The 16400-nt window shown below is 32.9% G+C and carries 17 protein-coding genes, 1 tRNA gene and 1 pseudogene; 13 read left to right on the top strand and 6 right to left on the bottom strand.

From position 1 onward, the window contains the following. Positions 1–116 precede the first annotated feature (116 nt). Positions 117–839 carry a murein L,D-transpeptidase catalytic domain family protein gene (locus tag FNW17_RS03390; protein WP_144070874.1) on the top strand — a complete coding sequence of 241 codons (723 nt, stop codon included), beginning with the start codon at positions 117–119 and terminating at the stop codon, positions 837–839. Here the strand turns inward: FNW17_RS03390 and FNW17_RS03385 are convergent. Continuing rightward, complete coding sequence (locus FNW17_RS03385; RefSeq protein WP_235893236.1) at positions 828–2339, bottom strand: L,D-transpeptidase family protein; 1512 nt, start codon at positions 2337–2339, stop codon at positions 828–830. The two genes, FNW17_RS03390 and FNW17_RS03385, sit on opposite strands and share 12 nt — an antisense overlap. Positions 2340–2669: 330 nt before the next feature. On the opposite strand from FNW17_RS03385, the gene FNW17_RS03380 reads away from it, so the two are divergent. After that, a tRNA-Gly gene (locus tag FNW17_RS03380) sits at positions 2670–2742 on the top strand. A 31-nt stretch (positions 2743–2773) separates the two neighbouring features. Here FNW17_RS03380 and pepE read toward each other — a convergent pair. Continuing rightward, entirely contained in the window at positions 2774–3484 is a 711-nt protein-coding gene (pepE, locus tag FNW17_RS03375; RefSeq protein WP_144070872.1) for a dipeptidase PepE, read from the bottom strand. Positions 3485–3643: 159 nt separating this feature from the next. On the opposite strand from pepE, the gene FNW17_RS03370 reads away from it, so the two are divergent. The 6 genes and pseudogenes from FNW17_RS03370 (at position 3644) to FNW17_RS03345 (ending at position 9081) form a co-directional block, all read left to right on the top strand. Continuing rightward, the gene (locus tag FNW17_RS03370; protein ID WP_144070871.1) at positions 3644–4366 is read left to right on the top strand and encodes a hypothetical protein; all 723 of its coding nucleotides are present in this window, start codon (positions 3644–3646) and stop codon (positions 4364–4366) included. Then, on the top strand, positions 4353–5135 hold the full coding sequence (locus tag FNW17_RS03365) for a hypothetical protein (protein ID WP_143391307.1): 783 nt from the start codon (positions 4353–4355) through the stop codon (positions 5133–5135). The genes FNW17_RS03370 and FNW17_RS03365 overlap by 14 nt, the downstream gene beginning before the upstream one ends. A gap of 49 nt (positions 5136–5184) precedes the next feature. Continuing rightward, a complete protein-coding gene (locus tag FNW17_RS03360) occupies positions 5185–5685 on the top strand; it encodes a DUF6702 family protein (RefSeq protein ID WP_235892996.1) in 501 nt (166 codons plus the stop codon). Between the two features lie 46 nt (positions 5686–5731). Beyond that, positions 5732–7978 (top strand): M1 family metallopeptidase, encoded by a 2247-nt coding sequence (locus FNW17_RS03355; RefSeq protein ID WP_143391353.1) that lies wholly within the window; start codon positions 5732–5734, stop codon positions 7976–7978. 72 nt (positions 7979–8050) lie between these two features. Continuing rightward, positions 8051–8371: pseudogene (locus FNW17_RS16765) on the top strand (Sec-independent protein translocase subunit TatA/TatB); the annotation flags it as partial. A 146-nt stretch (positions 8372–8517) separates the two neighbouring features. Further along, the gene (locus tag FNW17_RS03345) at positions 8518–9081 is read left to right on the top strand and encodes a phosphatase PAP2 family protein (RefSeq protein ID WP_143391305.1); all 564 of its coding nucleotides are present in this window, start codon (positions 8518–8520) and stop codon (positions 9079–9081) included. Positions 9082–9196: 115 nt separating this feature from the next. Here FNW17_RS03345 and FNW17_RS03340 read toward each other — a convergent pair whose 3' ends face one another. Genes FNW17_RS03340 through FNW17_RS03330 form a run of 3 tightly spaced genes read right to left on the bottom strand, consistent with a single transcriptional unit; the run spans position 9197 to position 10393 of the window. After that, positions 9197–9838, bottom strand: a complete 642-nt coding sequence (locus tag FNW17_RS03340) for an O-methyltransferase (RefSeq protein WP_143391304.1) — start codon at positions 9836–9838, stop codon at positions 9197–9199. Next, the gene (locus FNW17_RS16760) at positions 9838–10107 is read right to left on the bottom strand and encodes a type II toxin-antitoxin system RelE family toxin (RefSeq protein WP_218043781.1); all 270 of its coding nucleotides are present in this window, start codon (positions 10105–10107) and stop codon (positions 9838–9840) included. Before FNW17_RS16760 ends, FNW17_RS03340 begins: the two co-directional genes overlap by 1 nt. Then, positions 10100–10393: a hypothetical protein gene (locus FNW17_RS03330; protein ID WP_143391302.1), complete on the bottom strand. Its 294-nt coding sequence runs from the start codon at positions 10391–10393 to the stop codon at positions 10100–10102. Before FNW17_RS03330 ends, FNW17_RS16760 begins: the two co-directional genes overlap by 8 nt. A 93-nt stretch (positions 10394–10486) precedes the next feature. Between FNW17_RS03330 and rlmN the strand changes: the two genes are divergently transcribed. Continuing rightward, positions 10487–11527: a 23S rRNA (adenine(2503)-C(2))-methyltransferase RlmN gene (gene rlmN / locus FNW17_RS03325; RefSeq protein ID WP_143391301.1), complete on the top strand. Its 1041-nt coding sequence runs from the start codon at positions 10487–10489 to the stop codon at positions 11525–11527. A 129-nt stretch (positions 11528–11656) separates the two neighbouring features. Here the strand turns inward: rlmN and FNW17_RS03320 are convergent, their stop codons facing one another. Continuing rightward, entirely contained in the window at positions 11657–12526 is an 870-nt protein-coding gene (locus tag FNW17_RS03320) for a hypothetical protein (RefSeq protein ID WP_144070870.1), read from the bottom strand. 340 nt (positions 12527–12866) lie between these two features. On the opposite strand from FNW17_RS03320, the gene FNW17_RS03315 reads away from it, so the two are divergent. The 4 genes from FNW17_RS03315 to FNW17_RS03300 all read left to right on the top strand — a co-directional run bounded on the left by FNW17_RS03315 (position 12867) and on the right by FNW17_RS03300 (position 16349). Beyond that, a complete protein-coding gene (locus FNW17_RS03315) occupies positions 12867–13844 on the top strand; it encodes a polyprenyl synthetase family protein (RefSeq protein ID WP_144070869.1) in 978 nt (325 codons plus the stop codon). 138 nt (positions 13845–13982) lie between these two features. Next, complete coding sequence (locus tag FNW17_RS03310; RefSeq protein ID WP_143391298.1) at positions 13983–14543, top strand: RNA polymerase sigma factor; 561 nt, start codon at positions 13983–13985, stop codon at positions 14541–14543. After that, the gene (locus FNW17_RS03305) at positions 14530–15228 is read left to right on the top strand and encodes a hypothetical protein (RefSeq protein ID WP_144070868.1); all 699 of its coding nucleotides are present in this window, start codon (positions 14530–14532) and stop codon (positions 15226–15228) included. Before FNW17_RS03310 ends, FNW17_RS03305 begins: the two co-directional genes overlap by 14 nt. Positions 15229–15272: 44 nt before the next feature. Beyond that, positions 15273–16349: a hypothetical protein gene (locus FNW17_RS03300; RefSeq protein ID WP_143391296.1), complete on the top strand. Its 1077-nt coding sequence runs from the start codon at positions 15273–15275 to the stop codon at positions 16347–16349. Positions 16350–16400: the final 51 nt, after the last annotated feature.

The raw sequence follows: 16400 nt of genomic DNA, 5'->3' as shown, positions 1-16400 counted from the left end.
ATAAACACCTCTAAATTAGCATCTAATTCATATTTATTTCTTAAAATTGGTCGGTAAATTATATTTCTGTTGTATATTTGCAGCCCCAAGTCCAATATCTAACCCAAACGTTATCAATGATTTATAAGATATTTCCCCATATATTTTTTTTGATTTTTTCAATGTTTTCAAGTGAAATAATTATTACTGAAACCGTAAAACCAAAAAAACCAGAAATCGCAAGTGTTTTAAGCCCAAGTTCAGATTCAAACATCGAAACAATTTATAACCACCTGAATTCCAATAATTTCAACCTTCCGAATCTCGAAAGTTTTAAGGAAGCCTTAAAAGGATATTATTCACTAAAGGAGAGAGGATTAATCCAAAAGGACATTTTGACCTTAGTGGATTTTAGCTTATCATCAAATATCAAAAGGCTTTGGGTAATCGATTTGAGTACCAATACTATTTTATACAATTCCTTAGTTGCCCACGGAAGAAATACTGGAGAGGAATATGCAAACAGCTTTTCGAATACCAACAGCTCTTACAAAAGCAGTTTGGGTTTTTATCTTACTGGTGAAGTTTACCAAGGAAAACACGGAATGTCGCTCAAACTTGACGGTATAGAAAAAGGTATTAACGACAATGCTAGACAAAGAGGCGTAGTTATACACTCGGCAAATTATGTGTCAAATTCTTATATTAAATCCAACAAAAGATTAGGAAGAAGTCAAGGTTGTCCTGCCATTCCACATGAATTACTTTCAGGAATTGTCAACACAATAAAAAACAAATCTTGCCTTTTTATTTACCATCCATCAAGAAGTTTCGAGAAAATTGCTGTCTTATCGTCCTAATTTTTGAAACAAATCGGCATCAAGATTATATATGTCGTCTCTAAAAATTAAAGTATTGTTTTCACTCCAAGCGGTCCAATATAAAACATGAACGTTAACTTCATTGTTTATTTTAATAGCCTTTGTCTTTCCGTTTTTCAGAGTTTCGGTAATTCTTTCTATATTCCAATTAGCTTCATCGGCCAATAGATATTGTGCCAATTTCAACGGATTTTCCACTCGCACACAACCTGAACTCAAGGAACGCTTTTGTTTTCCGAAAAAATCTCTATGGTTAGTATCGTGCAAATAAATCGAAAACCTATTTGGAAAAGAGAATTTAACCATCCCCAAGGAATTAAAAGTTCCTGGCGTTTGCACATAACGATACCCCTTAGCATTTGAAAGTTTCCAATTATTGAAAGAAACTTCATTTCCATTGCTGTCATAAACTTTCATATTGGTTTGAGCTAAATAGTTTCTATTTCTAGAAATAGAAGGAATCACGTCTTCCCGCAAAATTGTAGGCGGCACAGTCCAAGTAGGGTTCAAAATCACATTACTTAATCTTGACGAAAGCACAGGAGTTGCCCTTTTAGCTCTTCCAACAATGACTTTATGAGTTCTCAAAGTATCATTATTTTTGACCAGAATCAATTTGTAATCTGGAATATTTACAATTATATATTCCTTTCCCATTTGTTTTGGAAACCATCTCCAACGTTCGAGATTGGCCAGAATTTGTTCTTTTCGCTTCCTTTTTGAAAAATTTAGAGCTTCAACTGTTCCTTTTCCAATGATTCCATCAGCGGCTAAACCATGACGAATTTGGAATTTTTTCATCGCCTCTTTGGTTATACTGTCGTAAATACTAGAAAGACTGTCTATTGGCTTCATCTGTTTCCAATAAATCAATCTTTTTTTAATCTCAATTAATGATGGGTTTGTATCGTTCAACACAATTTTATTGGCTATTTCAATCGCTTTAAAATCATCATTTGGAAAAGAGTTAATGATTTTGAGTGCCTTTTTCAAACTTTTATAAACAATATAATTGGGTTTTAATTGTTCGATTTTATACTGAACCGAATCACTTTTTAGCATTAAAGCTATCGTTTTGTTAATGTCAATTGCATTTTCCTTTAAATCCCAATCTCTATAATAATTTCTGGGATTCAATTGCCCATTGCTCAAATGCAAGATATATTTTTGAAGGCAATGAGTAAGCAAAACATCATAACTTGCTCTTTCTTTATCTTTTAAAGTGGCATATTTTTTTTCGAATTTCTTTAAAATATTTACTTTATAATTATCCGAATTTAGACCTTCGTCATCGGAATTAGAAAGTTGTTCTAAAATAGTTGCCCTGTTTTTATTTGATTGCCAAACAGACTTATAACCTGCAGCTAAATAGAACTCTTCTAGCACTTTACTATGGAAAGGTTTTAGCAAAAGACTGTCAATTGTTACCACTTTACCCACGGCTAGAATTACAGGAATTGAAGTAGGAATTGGAGCCACAATTTTTTTTTTCGGCTCTTTATCACAACTAAAAAAAGTAAAAATTAATAGAAAAAATAAAAATTTATTCATTTTTATATATTTTTAAAATTAAATTGTTTTTGTGCTTTGGTTTTACAAAAGTTGAAATTATTAGAAAAATTGAATTGTCTATCAAATAAGCATCTGTAGTCACTGAATAATTTAAGAATGATGTTAAGATATAAAAATAATGAATTTATAATGATTTAGTTTTAAAATGGTTATAAAAAAATAATGCCATTTAGTAAGAATTTCAAAAAAAAACTTGCAAAGAAGCTAACTTGTTATGTATATTTGCACCGTTGTACTGCGAAAGTAGCTCAGTTGGTAGAGCTCCAGCCTTCCAAGCTGGTTGTCGCGAGTTCGAGCCTCGTCTTTCGCTCTAAAAACCTCAAACGAAAGTTTGGGGTTTTTTATTTTACATAACTTATGTCTGTTTCGCTTTCAATTTCGACCGGAATTTGATTTTGTAAAAAGAGGCGAGCGGTCAAATTTCCTTTTAAAACCACTTTGTCTCCTGTCACTTTTAACCAACTTCCCTCTCGTAATCCTAAAACAGGAACATTGTTGAACGAATGATATTCGTTTATTCTTGTTTCTCTAGTTTCTCCCATATGTTTGGATAGCAAATCAGCATCTAGATAATGTGGATTTATATTAAAAGAAATCACTCCTAATGTTTTAAAACTTGGCGGACAAACAATAGGCATATCATTAGTTGTTTGCATTGATAGTCCGCAAATATTACTTCCTGCACTTGTTCCTAGATAAGGTGTGCCATTTTTGACAGCTTCAGTAAGCGCAATCATACAATCCTTTTTATACAATTGAGCAACCAATAAAAAAGTATTTCCACCACCCGTAAAAATCCCTTCAGCATTTTTGATTGCAATAGAATAATCATCAAATTGATGAATTCCTTTTACTACCTTTCCTATTTTGGCGAAAGCCAATGCTACTTTAGCAGTATATTCCTCGTGAGTTATACCGCTTGGTCTTGCAAAAGGAATGAACAAAATCGTTTTGCAATTCTCGAAATGGATTTTTAATTCGGGTAATAAATACTCTAAATAATCACCATCGTGAAGCGTAGATGTACTGGCTATAATTATATTTTTACTCATAGTTTCAACAAAATAAGTTTGGGTTAAAGATATGAAATAGTGCTTTTAGTGTGGCAATTCAAAAATTATAATTAACATTTTCTTATAAAGTCCTTAATATTTAATTTGGAAGACATTGGAATAATTTTACAACTTTATAATATATGATTCATCCAATTAATGAAATTAGGAATCTGTGTGTTCTTTGTTTTTATTGCCAACACAGTTTTGGCTCAAGAATCTCCTAGAATTGTAATAAACGGTAAAATCAATGCCAATAGTATGGATCTCGAGGGGGTTTATGTCATCAATCTAAAGACAGAAAAATCGACGATAACCCTAAAGGACGGCTATTTTTCGATAACTGCAACACCAGGAGATACTCTTTTATTTTCGGCAATTCAGCTCAAAGAAAATTGCATTGTTTTGGAGTCAAACCATTTTCAAGAAGAATTATTTCTTGTAAAAATGGAAGCGAACATTACTATATTAAAGGAAGTAGTCATAAAAAGATATGACAATATTAATGCCGTTACTCTAGGGATTTCATCAATAGGCATTAAACATTTAACTCAGGTAGAAAAAAAATTATACACTGCTAAATCCACAGCTGGTGATGCTCTTTTAAATTTTATGTCTGGAAGAACTGCGATGCTCAAAAAAGAAGTTAAAGTGGAAAAAAAATGGTCATATATACAACTCATAGACAATATGTTTGACCAAAATCATTTTGTAAGCATTTTAAAAATACCTTTGGAATATGTAAAAGGTTTTAAATACTACGCCGTTGAAAACGATAAATTTACAACAATATTAAAAACGAACAACAAAACAACAACTGAGTTTTTGATGGGCGAATTGGCAACAAAATACATTGAAATTATTGCTAGTGAGAACGAATAATACACTGATACTTTTTTTGCTATTTCTACATCAAATTACTTTTGGTCAAACTGCTGGCGAGAAATTAATTCACGGAAAAATAATTGTAGAATCACGCACTATAGCTGGAGTTAGTATTATTAATTTGGTGAATGAAAAGAGCACTATTAGCAACAGTAATGGAGAGTTTTTTATTCTGGCGAAAGCCGATGATTTATTGGTATTCACTTCAGTAAATTTAGAATATCACCGAAAGATAATCGAAGAAGAAGATTTGAAACCAGACATTATAATCATTAAAATGGTTTCAAAAATCACAGAACTAGATGAAGTAATTATCAATAAAAATCCTGAAATAAATGCAGTTGCATTGGGAATTTCTCCCAAAGGCATAAAAAAATACACCCCTGCCGAAAGGAGACTAAAAACTGCTGGAGATTTCAAACCTATTCAATTATTAGGGATTTTGGGAGGTTCAATGCCTGTTGATCCTATTTTGAATGCTATCAGTGGAAGAACCACAATGCTCAAAAAAGAACTCGAAGTTGAAAAGAAAGAGCGTTTATTAGTGCTACTGGGTTCGCTTTTTGACGACACTTATTTTACAAAAACACTAAAAATCCCTTCGGAATACGTCAAAGGATTTCAGTATTACTGTGTGGAAGACAGCAGAATTTCAGAAGTTTTAAAATCTAAAAACAAAACAAAAATAGAATTTGAAATGGGAGAACTGGCAGTCAAATACAACGAAATTATTACAGATAAAAAACAAGGTTTTGAAACAAATTAATTTTTGATTCAAAAAATGATAAACCCATAAGTTTCACTACTTTTGAAAAATGAAAAAACAAATTATATCTATTTTATTACCAATACTTTTATTTACATTAACTGCTTCTACTGTCCATAAATTTCACATGGCTTTGTATCAAATAAATTATGCTTCGGACAAGAAAATGCTACAAATTACTTCTCGAATACACATCGACGATTTGAACAAAGCGCTTGAAAAAAAACACAAAAAGAAAATCTCTGTCGAAAACGAAAATAATAGTTCTGAAGAATTGTTATTAGAAGAATATTTATCCAGTTGCTTTTCAATAAAAGTAAATGGACAAGTTAGATCTTTAAGTTTTTTGAGTAAAGAAATAGATGGTGAAGAACTTGTTTGCTATTGGAACATTAGAAATATTTCTAAAATAAATTCTCTTGAAATTTACAACACTGTCTTAGTTGATTTGTTCTCTGATCAACAAAATATGATTAATGTTACTGTTTTGGAGGTGAAAAAAAGTTTTCTTTTAACCAATTCAATAACTTCCAAATCGTTAAAATATTAATTCCCAATCAATAATTATGGCTCAAATCACAAAGAACTTTCTTTCTATGAAAAATACTATCATACTACTGTTTATTTTTCCAATGCTTGCTTGGTCACAAAACATTCCTGAACAAAAGCCAACAAAAGAATCAGGAAGTTATGACGCCAATAAATTCAGTCAAATGTATGATATATTGGCAACTCCTAATATGTTTCGCACAGCATCAGGCGCTCCCGGACCTGCCTATTATCAGCAACAAGCCGATTATAAAATTGACATTGAGTTGGACGACAAAAATTCTAGATTAAGTGGCTCAGAAACTATCACTTATTACAACAATTCGCCAGACACTTTGTCGTATTTATGGGTACAATTAGACCAAAACCAAGCTGCAAAAAATTCACTATCTCCACTGGCAGAAAACCAAAGAACACAAGAGGTATTTACCCCAAATAATTTTGCTAATAAATTTTTAAAAAAAGAATTAGAACGTGGATTTAACATCGAATATATTAAGGATTCTAAAGGAAACCCGATGAATTACACCATCAATCAAACGATGATGCGTATCGATTTACCTGCGGCTATGAAGTCAGGCGAAAAATTATCTTTTTCTATAAAATGGTGGTATAACATTAATAATTACCGACAAGACGGAGGCAGATCTGGTTATGAATTATTCGAAAAAGACGGAAATAAACTTTATATAATCGCTCAGTTTTATCCGAGGATGGCTGTGTATAACGATGTTGAAGGATGGCAAAATATGCAGTTTTGGGGAAGTGGAGAATTTACACTACCCTTTGGGAATTTTGATGTGAATATTACTGTTCCAGCTGACCATGTGTTGAATGCAACTGGTGAATTGACGAATAGAAACGAAGTGTTTACTGCTGCTCAAGTTAAACGATATGAATTAGCTCAAAAAACATTTGACAAACCCGTTGTTATTGTCACACAAGGGGAAGCAGAAATTACTGAAAAAGGATTTTCAGACAAGAAAAAAACTTGGAAATTTAGCGCTAAGAATGTTAGAGATTTTGGAATTGCAACTTCCAGAAAGTTCATTTACGATGCAATGGCTGTGCAATTGAATGGAAAAATAGTAATGGCAGAATCGGTTTATCCAAAAGAAGCCAATCCACTTTGGGGAGAAACTTCAACTTTAACCGTAGCACACACTTTAAAAAGTTATTCATCTCATACTTTTGATTATCCATATCCAAAAGCAGTTTCGGTTTCGGCTGAAGATCAAGGCATGGAATACCCAATGATTTGTTGGAATTTTGGGCGACCTGACGAAAACGGCGTGACGAGTACACAAATCAAAAACGGAATGATTGGAGTTATAATTCACGAAGTGGGACATAATTTTTTTCCAATGATAGTCAATTCAGACGAGCGTCAATGGTCTTGGATGGACGAAGGAATCAATACTTTTATGCAATATATGGCTCAGCAAGAGTTAGGAACTAACTTCCCTTCTAGGCGTGGTTCCCCAAAGGGCATAGTTCCTTATATGAGTTCAGACAAAAAATTCTTAGAACCCATTATGTCTAATTCAGAAAGCCTTATCGATTTTGGGAACAACGCCTATGCAAAACCAGCAACAGGTCTAAATATTTTGAGAGAAACCATTATGGGAAGAGAATTATTTGATTATGCGTTTAAAGTATATGCAAATCGTTGGAAATTCAAACATCCCACTCCCGAAGATTTTTTTAGAACTATGGAAGATGCTTCGGCAGTAGATTTAGATTGGTTTTTTCGTGGTTGGTTTTACACTACAGACTATGTTGATATTGGCATTAAAGAGGTGAAACAATACTATGTTACAGAGAATGCACCAACTGAATTGAAAGATGTAACCATCAACAAAAGACGTTTTGGCAAAGAAAATGGACCTTACATCTACTTGATTTCTGAGAATAATGTAGATTTAAGTTTTGGCAAAAAACAAGCTTTCCAATTGGATTCTGCTAAATTACTTTCGGATTATGTGAATCAAAATTTTTCGGCTGAAGAAAAAGCAAGTATGAAGACTCCTAAATATTTCTATGAAGTAGAGTTTAACAAACCTGGAGGAATGCTAATGCCTATCATAGTAGAGATAACTTATGATGACAATACCAAAGAAAATTTTAAATTTCCAGCACAAATTTGGAGAAAAAATAATGAGACCGCTAAACGAGTTTTTGCAACCGAGAAAGCAATTAAAACGATTCAGATAGATCCAAAGCTAGAAACAGCAGATATCGATCTGACAAATAATACTTGGCCAAAGGCAGAAGTAAAATCAAAATTTGATTAATGTTAATTTATTTAAAATTACACTATTTTGTATCTGTACATCTTTGTAACTTTGCAACTTAAAAAATAGATTATGTTTGGAATTGGTGGAGGCGAATTAATTTTTATAATGTTTGTTGTTCTAATGCTTTTTGGATCTGATAAAGTTCCAGAAATGGCGCGTACAATGGGAAAAGCGATGGCACAATTAAAAAATGCCACCAACGACATCAAAAACGAAATTCAAAAAGGTGCAGAAGCCAATGGTTTCGACCAAAATATGTTGAGCGATTTAACCAACAATATCACAAAAGAAATCAATAGTGCCAAAACAAATTTGCTCGGAGACTCGGATCCTTTAAAAGGAATTTCGGATAATTTTTCGTCAGAAATTGACAAAGTAAAAAGTAGTATTGTTGACGAAAATCCTACTGCTGTAAAAGAAAATTTATCTCCATCTTCAGTTGAAATCGACAAACTCAAAACGGATTCAGCAACAGACGAATCCCATAAGGAGGATGAAATTGAAGAGGCTATCGGACCTATAAAACGTAAAAAATAATGTTGGATAAAATCCTATCGCTCGACGAAAAATTATTTATTTATTTAAACAGTCTAGGTTCAAATACTTATGATGAACTTTGGTTAATTATCACCAAACAAACTTCTTGGATTCCGCTTTTTTCACTTCTGTTATTTCTGATTTTCAAGGAATTGGGGACAAAGAAAACGTTGCATTTACTTTTATTTGTGGCTGTTTTATTGGTTTTTACTGACCAAATTACCAACTTGTTCAAAAATGGATTTCAAAGACTTCGCCCGTGTAACAATCCCGAAATAAATTCCATTATTCGAATAGTACAATCCCGTAATTCTTTTAGTTTTTTCTCTGGACACGCATCCAATACAATGGCAGTTGCCACATTCTTATACCTGATTTTCAAGACGAATTTCAAATACTTTTGGCTGCTTTTTTTATGGCCGTTAATCTTCGCTTATAGCCGGATTTACTTAGGATTACATTATCCTTTAGATATTATTTTTGGGTATTTGTTTGGTGCAATATTTGGGTTTTTGACATTCAAATTGTATCAAATTTTCCAAAAAAGAAATTTTACAGCTTAATTTTCCGGAGCTATTCCCGCTGTACACTATATCTTTTCCTGGCTAAAGGAGCCAGAAAAAGGATACCGTTTCCATCAGGGCTAGGGCATTCGTTTTTAACTATAAATCTGTTATTTTACAAAACCCTACTCACCGTCAAACCATCACGAATGGGCAACAAAACCGTTTCCACTCTCGGGTCATTTTTCAATAAAAGGTTGTACTCCAATACTATTTTGGTACTGATGTCTTTTGGATTTAAGGGTTCGAGCACCTTTCCGCTCCACAAAACATTGTCCGAAAGAATAATTCCTCCTTTGTTCATTTTTGGCACAATCAATTCAAAATAGTTGATATAATTTTCCTTGTCGGCATCAATAAAAACTAAGTCAAATTTGAGTTCCAAAGTTGGAATAATATCTAAAGCTTCGCCAAGATGTTGTACGATTTGATTTCCCCAAGGTGATTTGTCAAAATGTTTGCGCTGAAAATCGACCAATTCTTCCTTTATGTCAATCGTGTGAAGCGTTCCGTTTTCCTGCATACCTTCGCACAAACACAAAGCTGAATAACCCGTATAAGTACCTATTTCAAGAATATTTACGGGACGTATCAATTTGGACAACATACTTAAAACACGTCCTTGAAAATGACCGCTGAGCATTCGTGGCAACAAAACTTTTTGATAGGTTTCTTTGTTTAAAGCGGCCAACAATTCAGGTTCTTTTTCAGAATGTTGTTCGATATAATTTTCTAAATCTTGGGAAATGAAGTGCATTAAAGTAAACTTTTTATTGGATCGTGAAGGGAGTTGAAAATTTTGACTATTCTGATTTCATTGTTTTTAAATTGATATAAAATTTTGTAATTGCCTACGATTATTCTTCTGCAATCCTTTCGATAGTCATCAATTTGAAATTGTTCTCCAAAGATTATTTGTTTAGGCGCTATCGAAATGTTTATCAATTTAGATTTTGAAACATTATTTTTAATTTTTTTTAAATCTTTTTTTGATTCTGATGACCAAATTATTTTAAATTTACTCATCATACCAACTATCTATTTCTTTTTCTAAATCTTCCTGAGAAATATATCTTCCATTTTCAAAATCAGCAATTCCTTTGTCGATTTCCTCATTGTATTGTTTTAATGTCAAAGGTTTTCCTGACACATCATATGCAACAGTTGGTTCAGAAACACTATCAATAGTAGTTTCAACAAACTCATCTACATTCAAATAATTATCAAAAACCGAAGAAACGATACGCAATAAACGTTCATCCGCATTTTCGATTTGCATTTGAATTTTCTGTTTTAATTCTGGAAGTCCCATAGCATTTCATTTTTACAAAAACAAAGTTACAAAATAAAATTTTGAGCGTCAGAAAAATTCAAAATTATTCAAATTTGTAACTAACTTTGCACGATGATGGAGAAAAAAGACATTCGAGCCTTGTCAAAAGAACAATTACGTGATTTTTTTGTTACCAATGATGATAAAGCTTTTCGTGGAAACCAAGTCTATGAATGGCTGTGGAGCAAAGGTGCGCATAATTTTGATGATATGACCAATGTGGCAAAAGCGACTCGAACGATGCTCGAAAACCACTTTGTTATCAATCACATTAAGGTCGATACGATGCAACGAAGTGAAGACGGAACAGTAAAAAATGCAGTTCGTTTGCACGATGGTCTTGTAGTCGAAAGCGTTTTGATTCCAACCAATACTCGAACAACAGCTTGTGTTTCTAGCCAAGTGGGTTGCAGTTTGGATTGTAATTTTTGCGCCACAGCACGCTTAAAAAGAATGCGAAATCTGGAACCTGCTGAAATTTATGACCAAGTAATTGCTATCGATAAAGAAAGCCGTTTGTATTACAATCGTCCTTTGTCGAATATTGTTTTTATGGGAATGGGCGAGCCGCTTATGAATTACAACAATGTGATGAAAGCCATCGAAATGATTACTTCAAACGAAGGTTTGGGGATGTCGCCAAAACGCATCACGGTTTCGACTTCAGGTGTTCCAAAAATGATAAAAAAATTGGCCGATGATGATGTGAAATTCAAATTGGCGGTTTCTTTGCATTCTGCAATCGATGAAATTCGTTCTCGAATTATGCCTTTTAGTGAAAACTTTCCTTTGGCTGAGTTGAGAGAATCATTAGAATATTGGTATAAGAAAACTAAAAGCAAAATTTCCTACGAGTATGTCGTTTGGAAAGGAATCAATGACACTAAAGAATCTATAGATGCTTTAGTGAAATTTTGTAAATATGTTCCTTGTAAAGTCAATTTAATAGAATATAATCCGATTGATGATGGCGAGTTTCAACAAGCTTCTGAAGAGTCAATCAATGCTTATATCAAAGCACTTGAAGCCAATGGAATCGTTGTAAAAGTAAGAAGAAGCCGCGGCAAAGACATAGATGCAGCTTGTGGTCAATTGGCCAATAAAGAAGCATAAAAAAAAGGAGTTTATTGCGGTGAACTCCTTTTTTTATCGAATATAAATTTGGTCTTCTTTCCAAGCTCCCTCTCCTTTACTTGGCCAGTTCGCTGTCGCTCGTGTGAAGAGGGCTGTTGGGTCAGGATTCTATTTTCTCAGTACTATTTCTTTTGAAACACCTTGTGCAGTAATGGTTGCGAGTTTATCACAATCTCCATTTCCAAAATCTAACGTTGCTGTAGCATCATTTTTTACAATTTCAACAACACCAGAAACTGGGTAAGGCATTTTGCAACTCATTTTAATTAGAAGTGGAGTTGTTTTTTGAGTAGTACAAGTGTATTTTGAACCATTAGGAAAAGCAGTAATATGGTATCCCCAAACTTTGAAAACATAGTCTTCCCAATTGGTCATTGTCGCAAATCCCTCAACCATTTCACGAACTCTTGTTCCAATTCTTGAATAAATTTTTCCGTCAGGAAAAGTAACTTTCACATCTATAGAATGGGTAGTTACAGGATGAATATCAGATAATAAATCAGAAGTTTTTAGTTCGTGAGTAATTGTTTTGCTGCCTTCAATTAATTTATCATTGTGATAAAACCCTTCCAATTTATAAGAAATCGTTCTTATTGGAGTTGCAAAATTTTTAGAAAAACTAATGATAATTTTTCCTTTTACACTATTTCCGTTTGGCAATGCACAACCTTGTGTGCCAAAATCAACGGTTCTTGTCCAAGTATCATTTGCCAAAACTGATGTGATTGTTGCACAAAGTGGCAACATACTTTTCATTCCAGCACTAGTTTTGGCACCCGAACTTTTTTGCATATCAAATTGGTCTTCAGCAATGATAGAAACATCATCAACTGTGGCATCGATTTCGGCATTTATGACTGTCTCATCAGCTGTAATTGCTGCTGAAGTGGTAGTTCCATCAACAGATTCATTGGAATTACAACCAATAAAAACAGCAACGGATAACATTGTAACGAATAATAAAAATTTTGTTTTCATAATAAATTAAGATTTTAAAGGTTCATTTCTTTGATAAAGGAATCATTATAAGGTTTAATTAGGGGTATTAAATTTTTACTAATAAATGTCAAAATATTTAAAAATGGAAAATCATCAATGAACTTCACTTTCTGAATCAACATTAATTAACATATATTCAATAACGTAAGAAATATAAGCCTAAAATATTTTTTTGAAATTTAGCTATTTTAGTACATTATAACCAAAAGCGGGACTTTAATTGAAATCGTTATAAATCAAAAAATAATCAAACAAACATTTTCATTTACATAAAATAGATAACGTTATTTTAACCGAAAATAGTATATTTGGATTCTAAATGAATATCACTTCACAAATAAAGCAGCCCATTTTTAACGAGATGGAACTTTTCGAAAAAAAGTTCTATGAATCGATGATTTCTAAAGTGGCTTTGCTCAACAGAATCACGTATTATATCGTCAATCGTAAAGGAAAACAAATGCGTCCGATGTTTGTTTTCTTGACTGCCAAAATGGTTTCGGCGGGAATTGTAAACGAAAGAACGTACCGTGGGGCTTGTGTTATCGAATTAATTCACACCGCAACATTAGTTCACGATGATGTGGTCGATGACAGCAATCGTCGAAGAGGTTTTTTCTCTATTAATGCGCTTTGGAAAAACAAAATTGCAGTACTTGTTGGCGATTATTTACTTTCAAAAGGCTTGTTATTATCCATTGATAATGGCGATTTCGATTTACTTAGAATTATTTCGGTTGCCGTTCGCGAAATGAGTGAAGGCGAATTACTCCAAATCGAAAAAGCCCGAAGACTAGACATTACCGAAGACGTTTACTACGAAATCATCCGTAAAAAAACCGCTACTTTAATTGCGGCTTGTTGCGCCTTGGGAGCAAAATCAGTGATTGAAGATGACATTCAGGTAGAGAATATGCGCAAATTTGGAGAACTTATCGGGATGGCTTTTCAAATCAAAGACGATTTATTCGATTATACGGATGATGCCATTGGTAAACCAACAGGGATTGACATTAAGGAACAAAAAATGACTTTGCCTTTAATTCATGTTTTAAACAGTTGTACTTCCAAAGAAAAAACGTGGCTTATCAATTCCATCAAAAATCACAACAAAGACAAGAAACGGGTGAAAGAAGTTATCGCTTTTGTAAAAGACAATAACGGATTGCTTTATGCCGAAAAAAAAATGGCCGAATTTCAGCAAGAAGCATTATTACTTTTAAATAATTATCCGAAATCCGAGTTTCGAGACGCATTGATCTTGATGGTAAACTATGTTATCGAAAGGAAAAAATAATTTTTTTAAATAAAATTATACCTCCGCAAGTCCTGATTATATTGAAGTTTTTATTTTCTATCTAAAAACTTTCATTGTCTATGCAACCTTTTTGCAGTCAAACTCGTCTTACTTATAGAAACACTTTATAAAACAAAATTGAAAGTAATTCACTTTAACCAGGAAGAAAATGAAAACATTCGTTTGGCAATCGAGAACAATCGATCTGCCCAACAAAAGATTTACGCCAAATTTTCCCCGAAAATGTTAAGTGTGTGCCGGCAATATATAAAGGACATTCATCAAGCCGAAGACATAATGATTACCGCTTTTATGAAAGTGTTTACCAATTTGAAAAATTTTGAAAAAAAAGGAAGTTTTGAAGGTTGGATTAGACGAATTATGGTCAACGAATGTATTTCGCAAATCAGAGTTCATAAAAAAGTTAGTTTTCTGGAAGAGGAACATTACTTTGAGGACAGTTTTAACAACATTGAAAGTCAATTTTCTGTCGAAGATATTCAGTTTTTAATAGACAGTTTACCCGACGGATACAAAATAATTTTCAATTTGTATGCGATAGAAGGCTACAAACACAAGGAAATTTCGAGTATGCTAGGCATTAACGAAGGAACGTCGAAATCGCAATTGTCACACGCTCGAAAAATATTGAAAGAGCAAATACTGACGCTAAAAAATTATAGCAATGGAACAGCATAAATTAGAAACACAATTCAAGGAAAAATTGAATTCTCGTGAAATCAAACCAACAGAAATGGCTTGGGATAAGCTGGATTCAATGCTTTCAACAGCAGACTCTACCGATAGCGAACAGGCGTTGCAAAAACCTAAAAGCAAGTTCAGTTGGCTTTATATTGCAGCCAGTTTTATTGGGTTTTTATTGATTACAACAATTTTTTTTAATCAAAAAGAAAATGCAATTGACATTAAAAAAAATACTGTTCTAACTGATAACACAAGCCAAAAAGAAAGTTCAAAAACTGAAATTAAGTCAATAAAAATAGAGCCTAATTTTTCTAAAACTATATTAAAGTCAGAAACAAAACCATTGGTTCAAACTCAAAAAAATACTAAAAGCAATGTTGAAAATCCAACATTTAAAACTCAGGAAAATGCTGTAGCTGAAATTCAACTCAATAATCTAAACTTACAAATTGAAGAAAATAAAAATGTAATCCACGAAAACATTGACAATTTACTAGCTTCGGCAGAAAAAACCCAAAAATCAGAATTAAAAACATCTACATTAAAAATAAATTCAACCGATTTATTAAATCAAGTTGACGGAGAATTGCAGGTTTCATTTAGAGAAAAAGCATTAAACACCATAACCCAAAAATACAAAGAAGCCAAAGAAGCTTTGGTCAACAGAAACAATCAATAATCATCATCATCAATCAAAAATCGAACAATTAAAATCTTAAAATCATGACAAAAATTATCTTTTACATTACAGTATTTATCCTTCTTTGCATAAGCAAAATGCAAGCACAAGACTCGAACCAGAAAGGCGAGCAGGCGAAGAAAACCTTTGAATCAGAAGTGAAAATAATCTCGACCAAGATTGAAAACATTACAAAAGAAGAAAAATCGGCTTTAAAAATCGAGGTTGAAGCTGTAAATGTAGCATTGGAAAATGGCGAAATCACTAAAGAAGAAGCTGAAACTAAAAAACAAAAATTAGCCGAAACTAGAGCTAAAAACATCGAAGATAGAGTGGCTAAAGAGCAGGAAAATCTTAAAAATTTAGTCCAACAGAAAGTTGACGGACAAATTACAGGATTAGACACCATAAAAAAACCAACTAAATTAATCCTAAAATGGGAAAAAGGAGATAAGGATTTTGTTAAGGAATCTAAACCCGAAAAAAGAACTACTTCACAGTTTGTCCTTGCTTTTGGAGCCAATAATCTTGTGACAAATAAAGCCGTTGCCAACTCGGATTTCTATTATTGGCAATCTCATTTCTTCGAATGGGGATTTACTGAGAATACCAGAATTTTCAAAAACCATAATTTATTGCATCTGAAATATGGGTTTTCGGTAATGTACAATAACATTCGCCCTACCGATAATCGCTATTTCGTTTCGGCTCCAAATAGCCAAACCAATCTTGAAGTTTTCCCTTATGAATTAGAAGATTCAAGTTTCAAAAATGTCTATTTGGTTGCTCCATTACATTTAGAATTTGATTTTTCGGGCAATAAATCAAACTACGGAAATTCAAGTTTTTCTTCTCACAAAGGCGTTCGTTTCGGAATTGGAGGTTATGGCGGTTTCCGCATCAAATCAAAACAAAAAATGTATTATAACATTGATGAGGATAAAGTGAGGATAAAAACCAAAGGCGATTTTAATACTAATGATTTTATTTATGGCCTGAGCACATACCTTGGCTACAAAGAAACCAGTCTGTATTTGAAATACGATTTAAATCCATTATTCAAAAATAATGCAGTAGATCAAAACAACATTTCGCTTGGTGTTCGCTTTGATTTCAATTAGGCTCTACCAAATGTTATTATAAATTCAAAATTAGGCTGTAATCATAGTTTT

Source organism: Flavobacterium franklandianum, from assembly GCF_007097365.1.
In the GTDB taxonomy this organism is placed as follows: Bacteria; Bacteroidota; Bacteroidia; order Flavobacteriales; family Flavobacteriaceae; genus Flavobacterium; species Flavobacterium franklandianum.
The sequence above is the reverse complement of the archived record's forward strand: the minus strand, read 5'-3'. Positions and strand labels throughout refer to the sequence as shown.

What these genes read in the sequence shown, in the direction of transcription:
- FNW17_RS03390 (WP_144070874.1), top strand. Translation starts at nt 117, where the DNA reads ATGATTTATAAGATATTTCCCCATATATTTTTTTTGATTTTTTCAATG.
- pepE (WP_144070872.1), bottom strand. Translation starts at nt 3,484, where the DNA reads ATGAGTAAAAATATAATTATAGCCAGTACATCTACGCTTCACGATGGT.
- FNW17_RS03370 (WP_144070871.1), top strand. Translation starts at nt 3,644, where the DNA reads ATGAAATTAGGAATCTGTGTGTTCTTTGTTTTTATTGCCAACACAGTT.
- FNW17_RS03360 (WP_235892996.1), top strand. Translation starts at nt 5,185, where the DNA reads ATGAAAAAACAAATTATATCTATTTTATTACCAATACTTTTATTTACA.
- FNW17_RS03355 (WP_143391353.1), top strand. Translation starts at nt 5,732, where the DNA reads ATGAAAAATACTATCATACTACTGTTTATTTTTCCAATGCTTGCTTGG.
- FNW17_RS03345 (WP_143391305.1), top strand. Translation starts at nt 8,518, where the DNA reads ATGTTGGATAAAATCCTATCGCTCGACGAAAAATTATTTATTTATTTA.
- FNW17_RS03340 (WP_143391304.1), bottom strand. Translation starts at nt 9,838, where the DNA reads ATGCACTTCATTTCCCAAGATTTAGAAAATTATATCGAACAACATTCT.
- FNW17_RS16760 (WP_218043781.1), bottom strand. Translation starts at nt 10,107, where the DNA reads ATGAGTAAATTTAAAATAATTTGGTCATCAGAATCAAAAAAAGATTTA.
- FNW17_RS03330 (WP_143391302.1), bottom strand. Translation starts at nt 10,393, where the DNA reads ATGGGACTTCCAGAATTAAAACAGAAAATTCAAATGCAAATCGAAAAT.
- rlmN (WP_143391301.1), top strand. Translation starts at nt 10,487, where the DNA reads ATGATGGAGAAAAAAGACATTCGAGCCTTGTCAAAAGAACAATTACGT.
- FNW17_RS03320 (WP_144070870.1), bottom strand. Translation starts at nt 12,526, where the DNA reads ATGAAAACAAAATTTTTATTATTCGTTACAATGTTATCCGTTGCTGTT.
- FNW17_RS03315 (WP_144070869.1), top strand. Translation starts at nt 12,867, where the DNA reads ATGAATATCACTTCACAAATAAAGCAGCCCATTTTTAACGAGATGGAA.
- FNW17_RS03305 (WP_144070868.1), top strand. Translation starts at nt 14,530, where the DNA reads ATGGAACAGCATAAATTAGAAACACAATTCAAGGAAAAATTGAATTCT.
- FNW17_RS03300 (WP_143391296.1), top strand. Translation starts at nt 15,273, where the DNA reads ATGACAAAAATTATCTTTTACATTACAGTATTTATCCTTCTTTGCATA.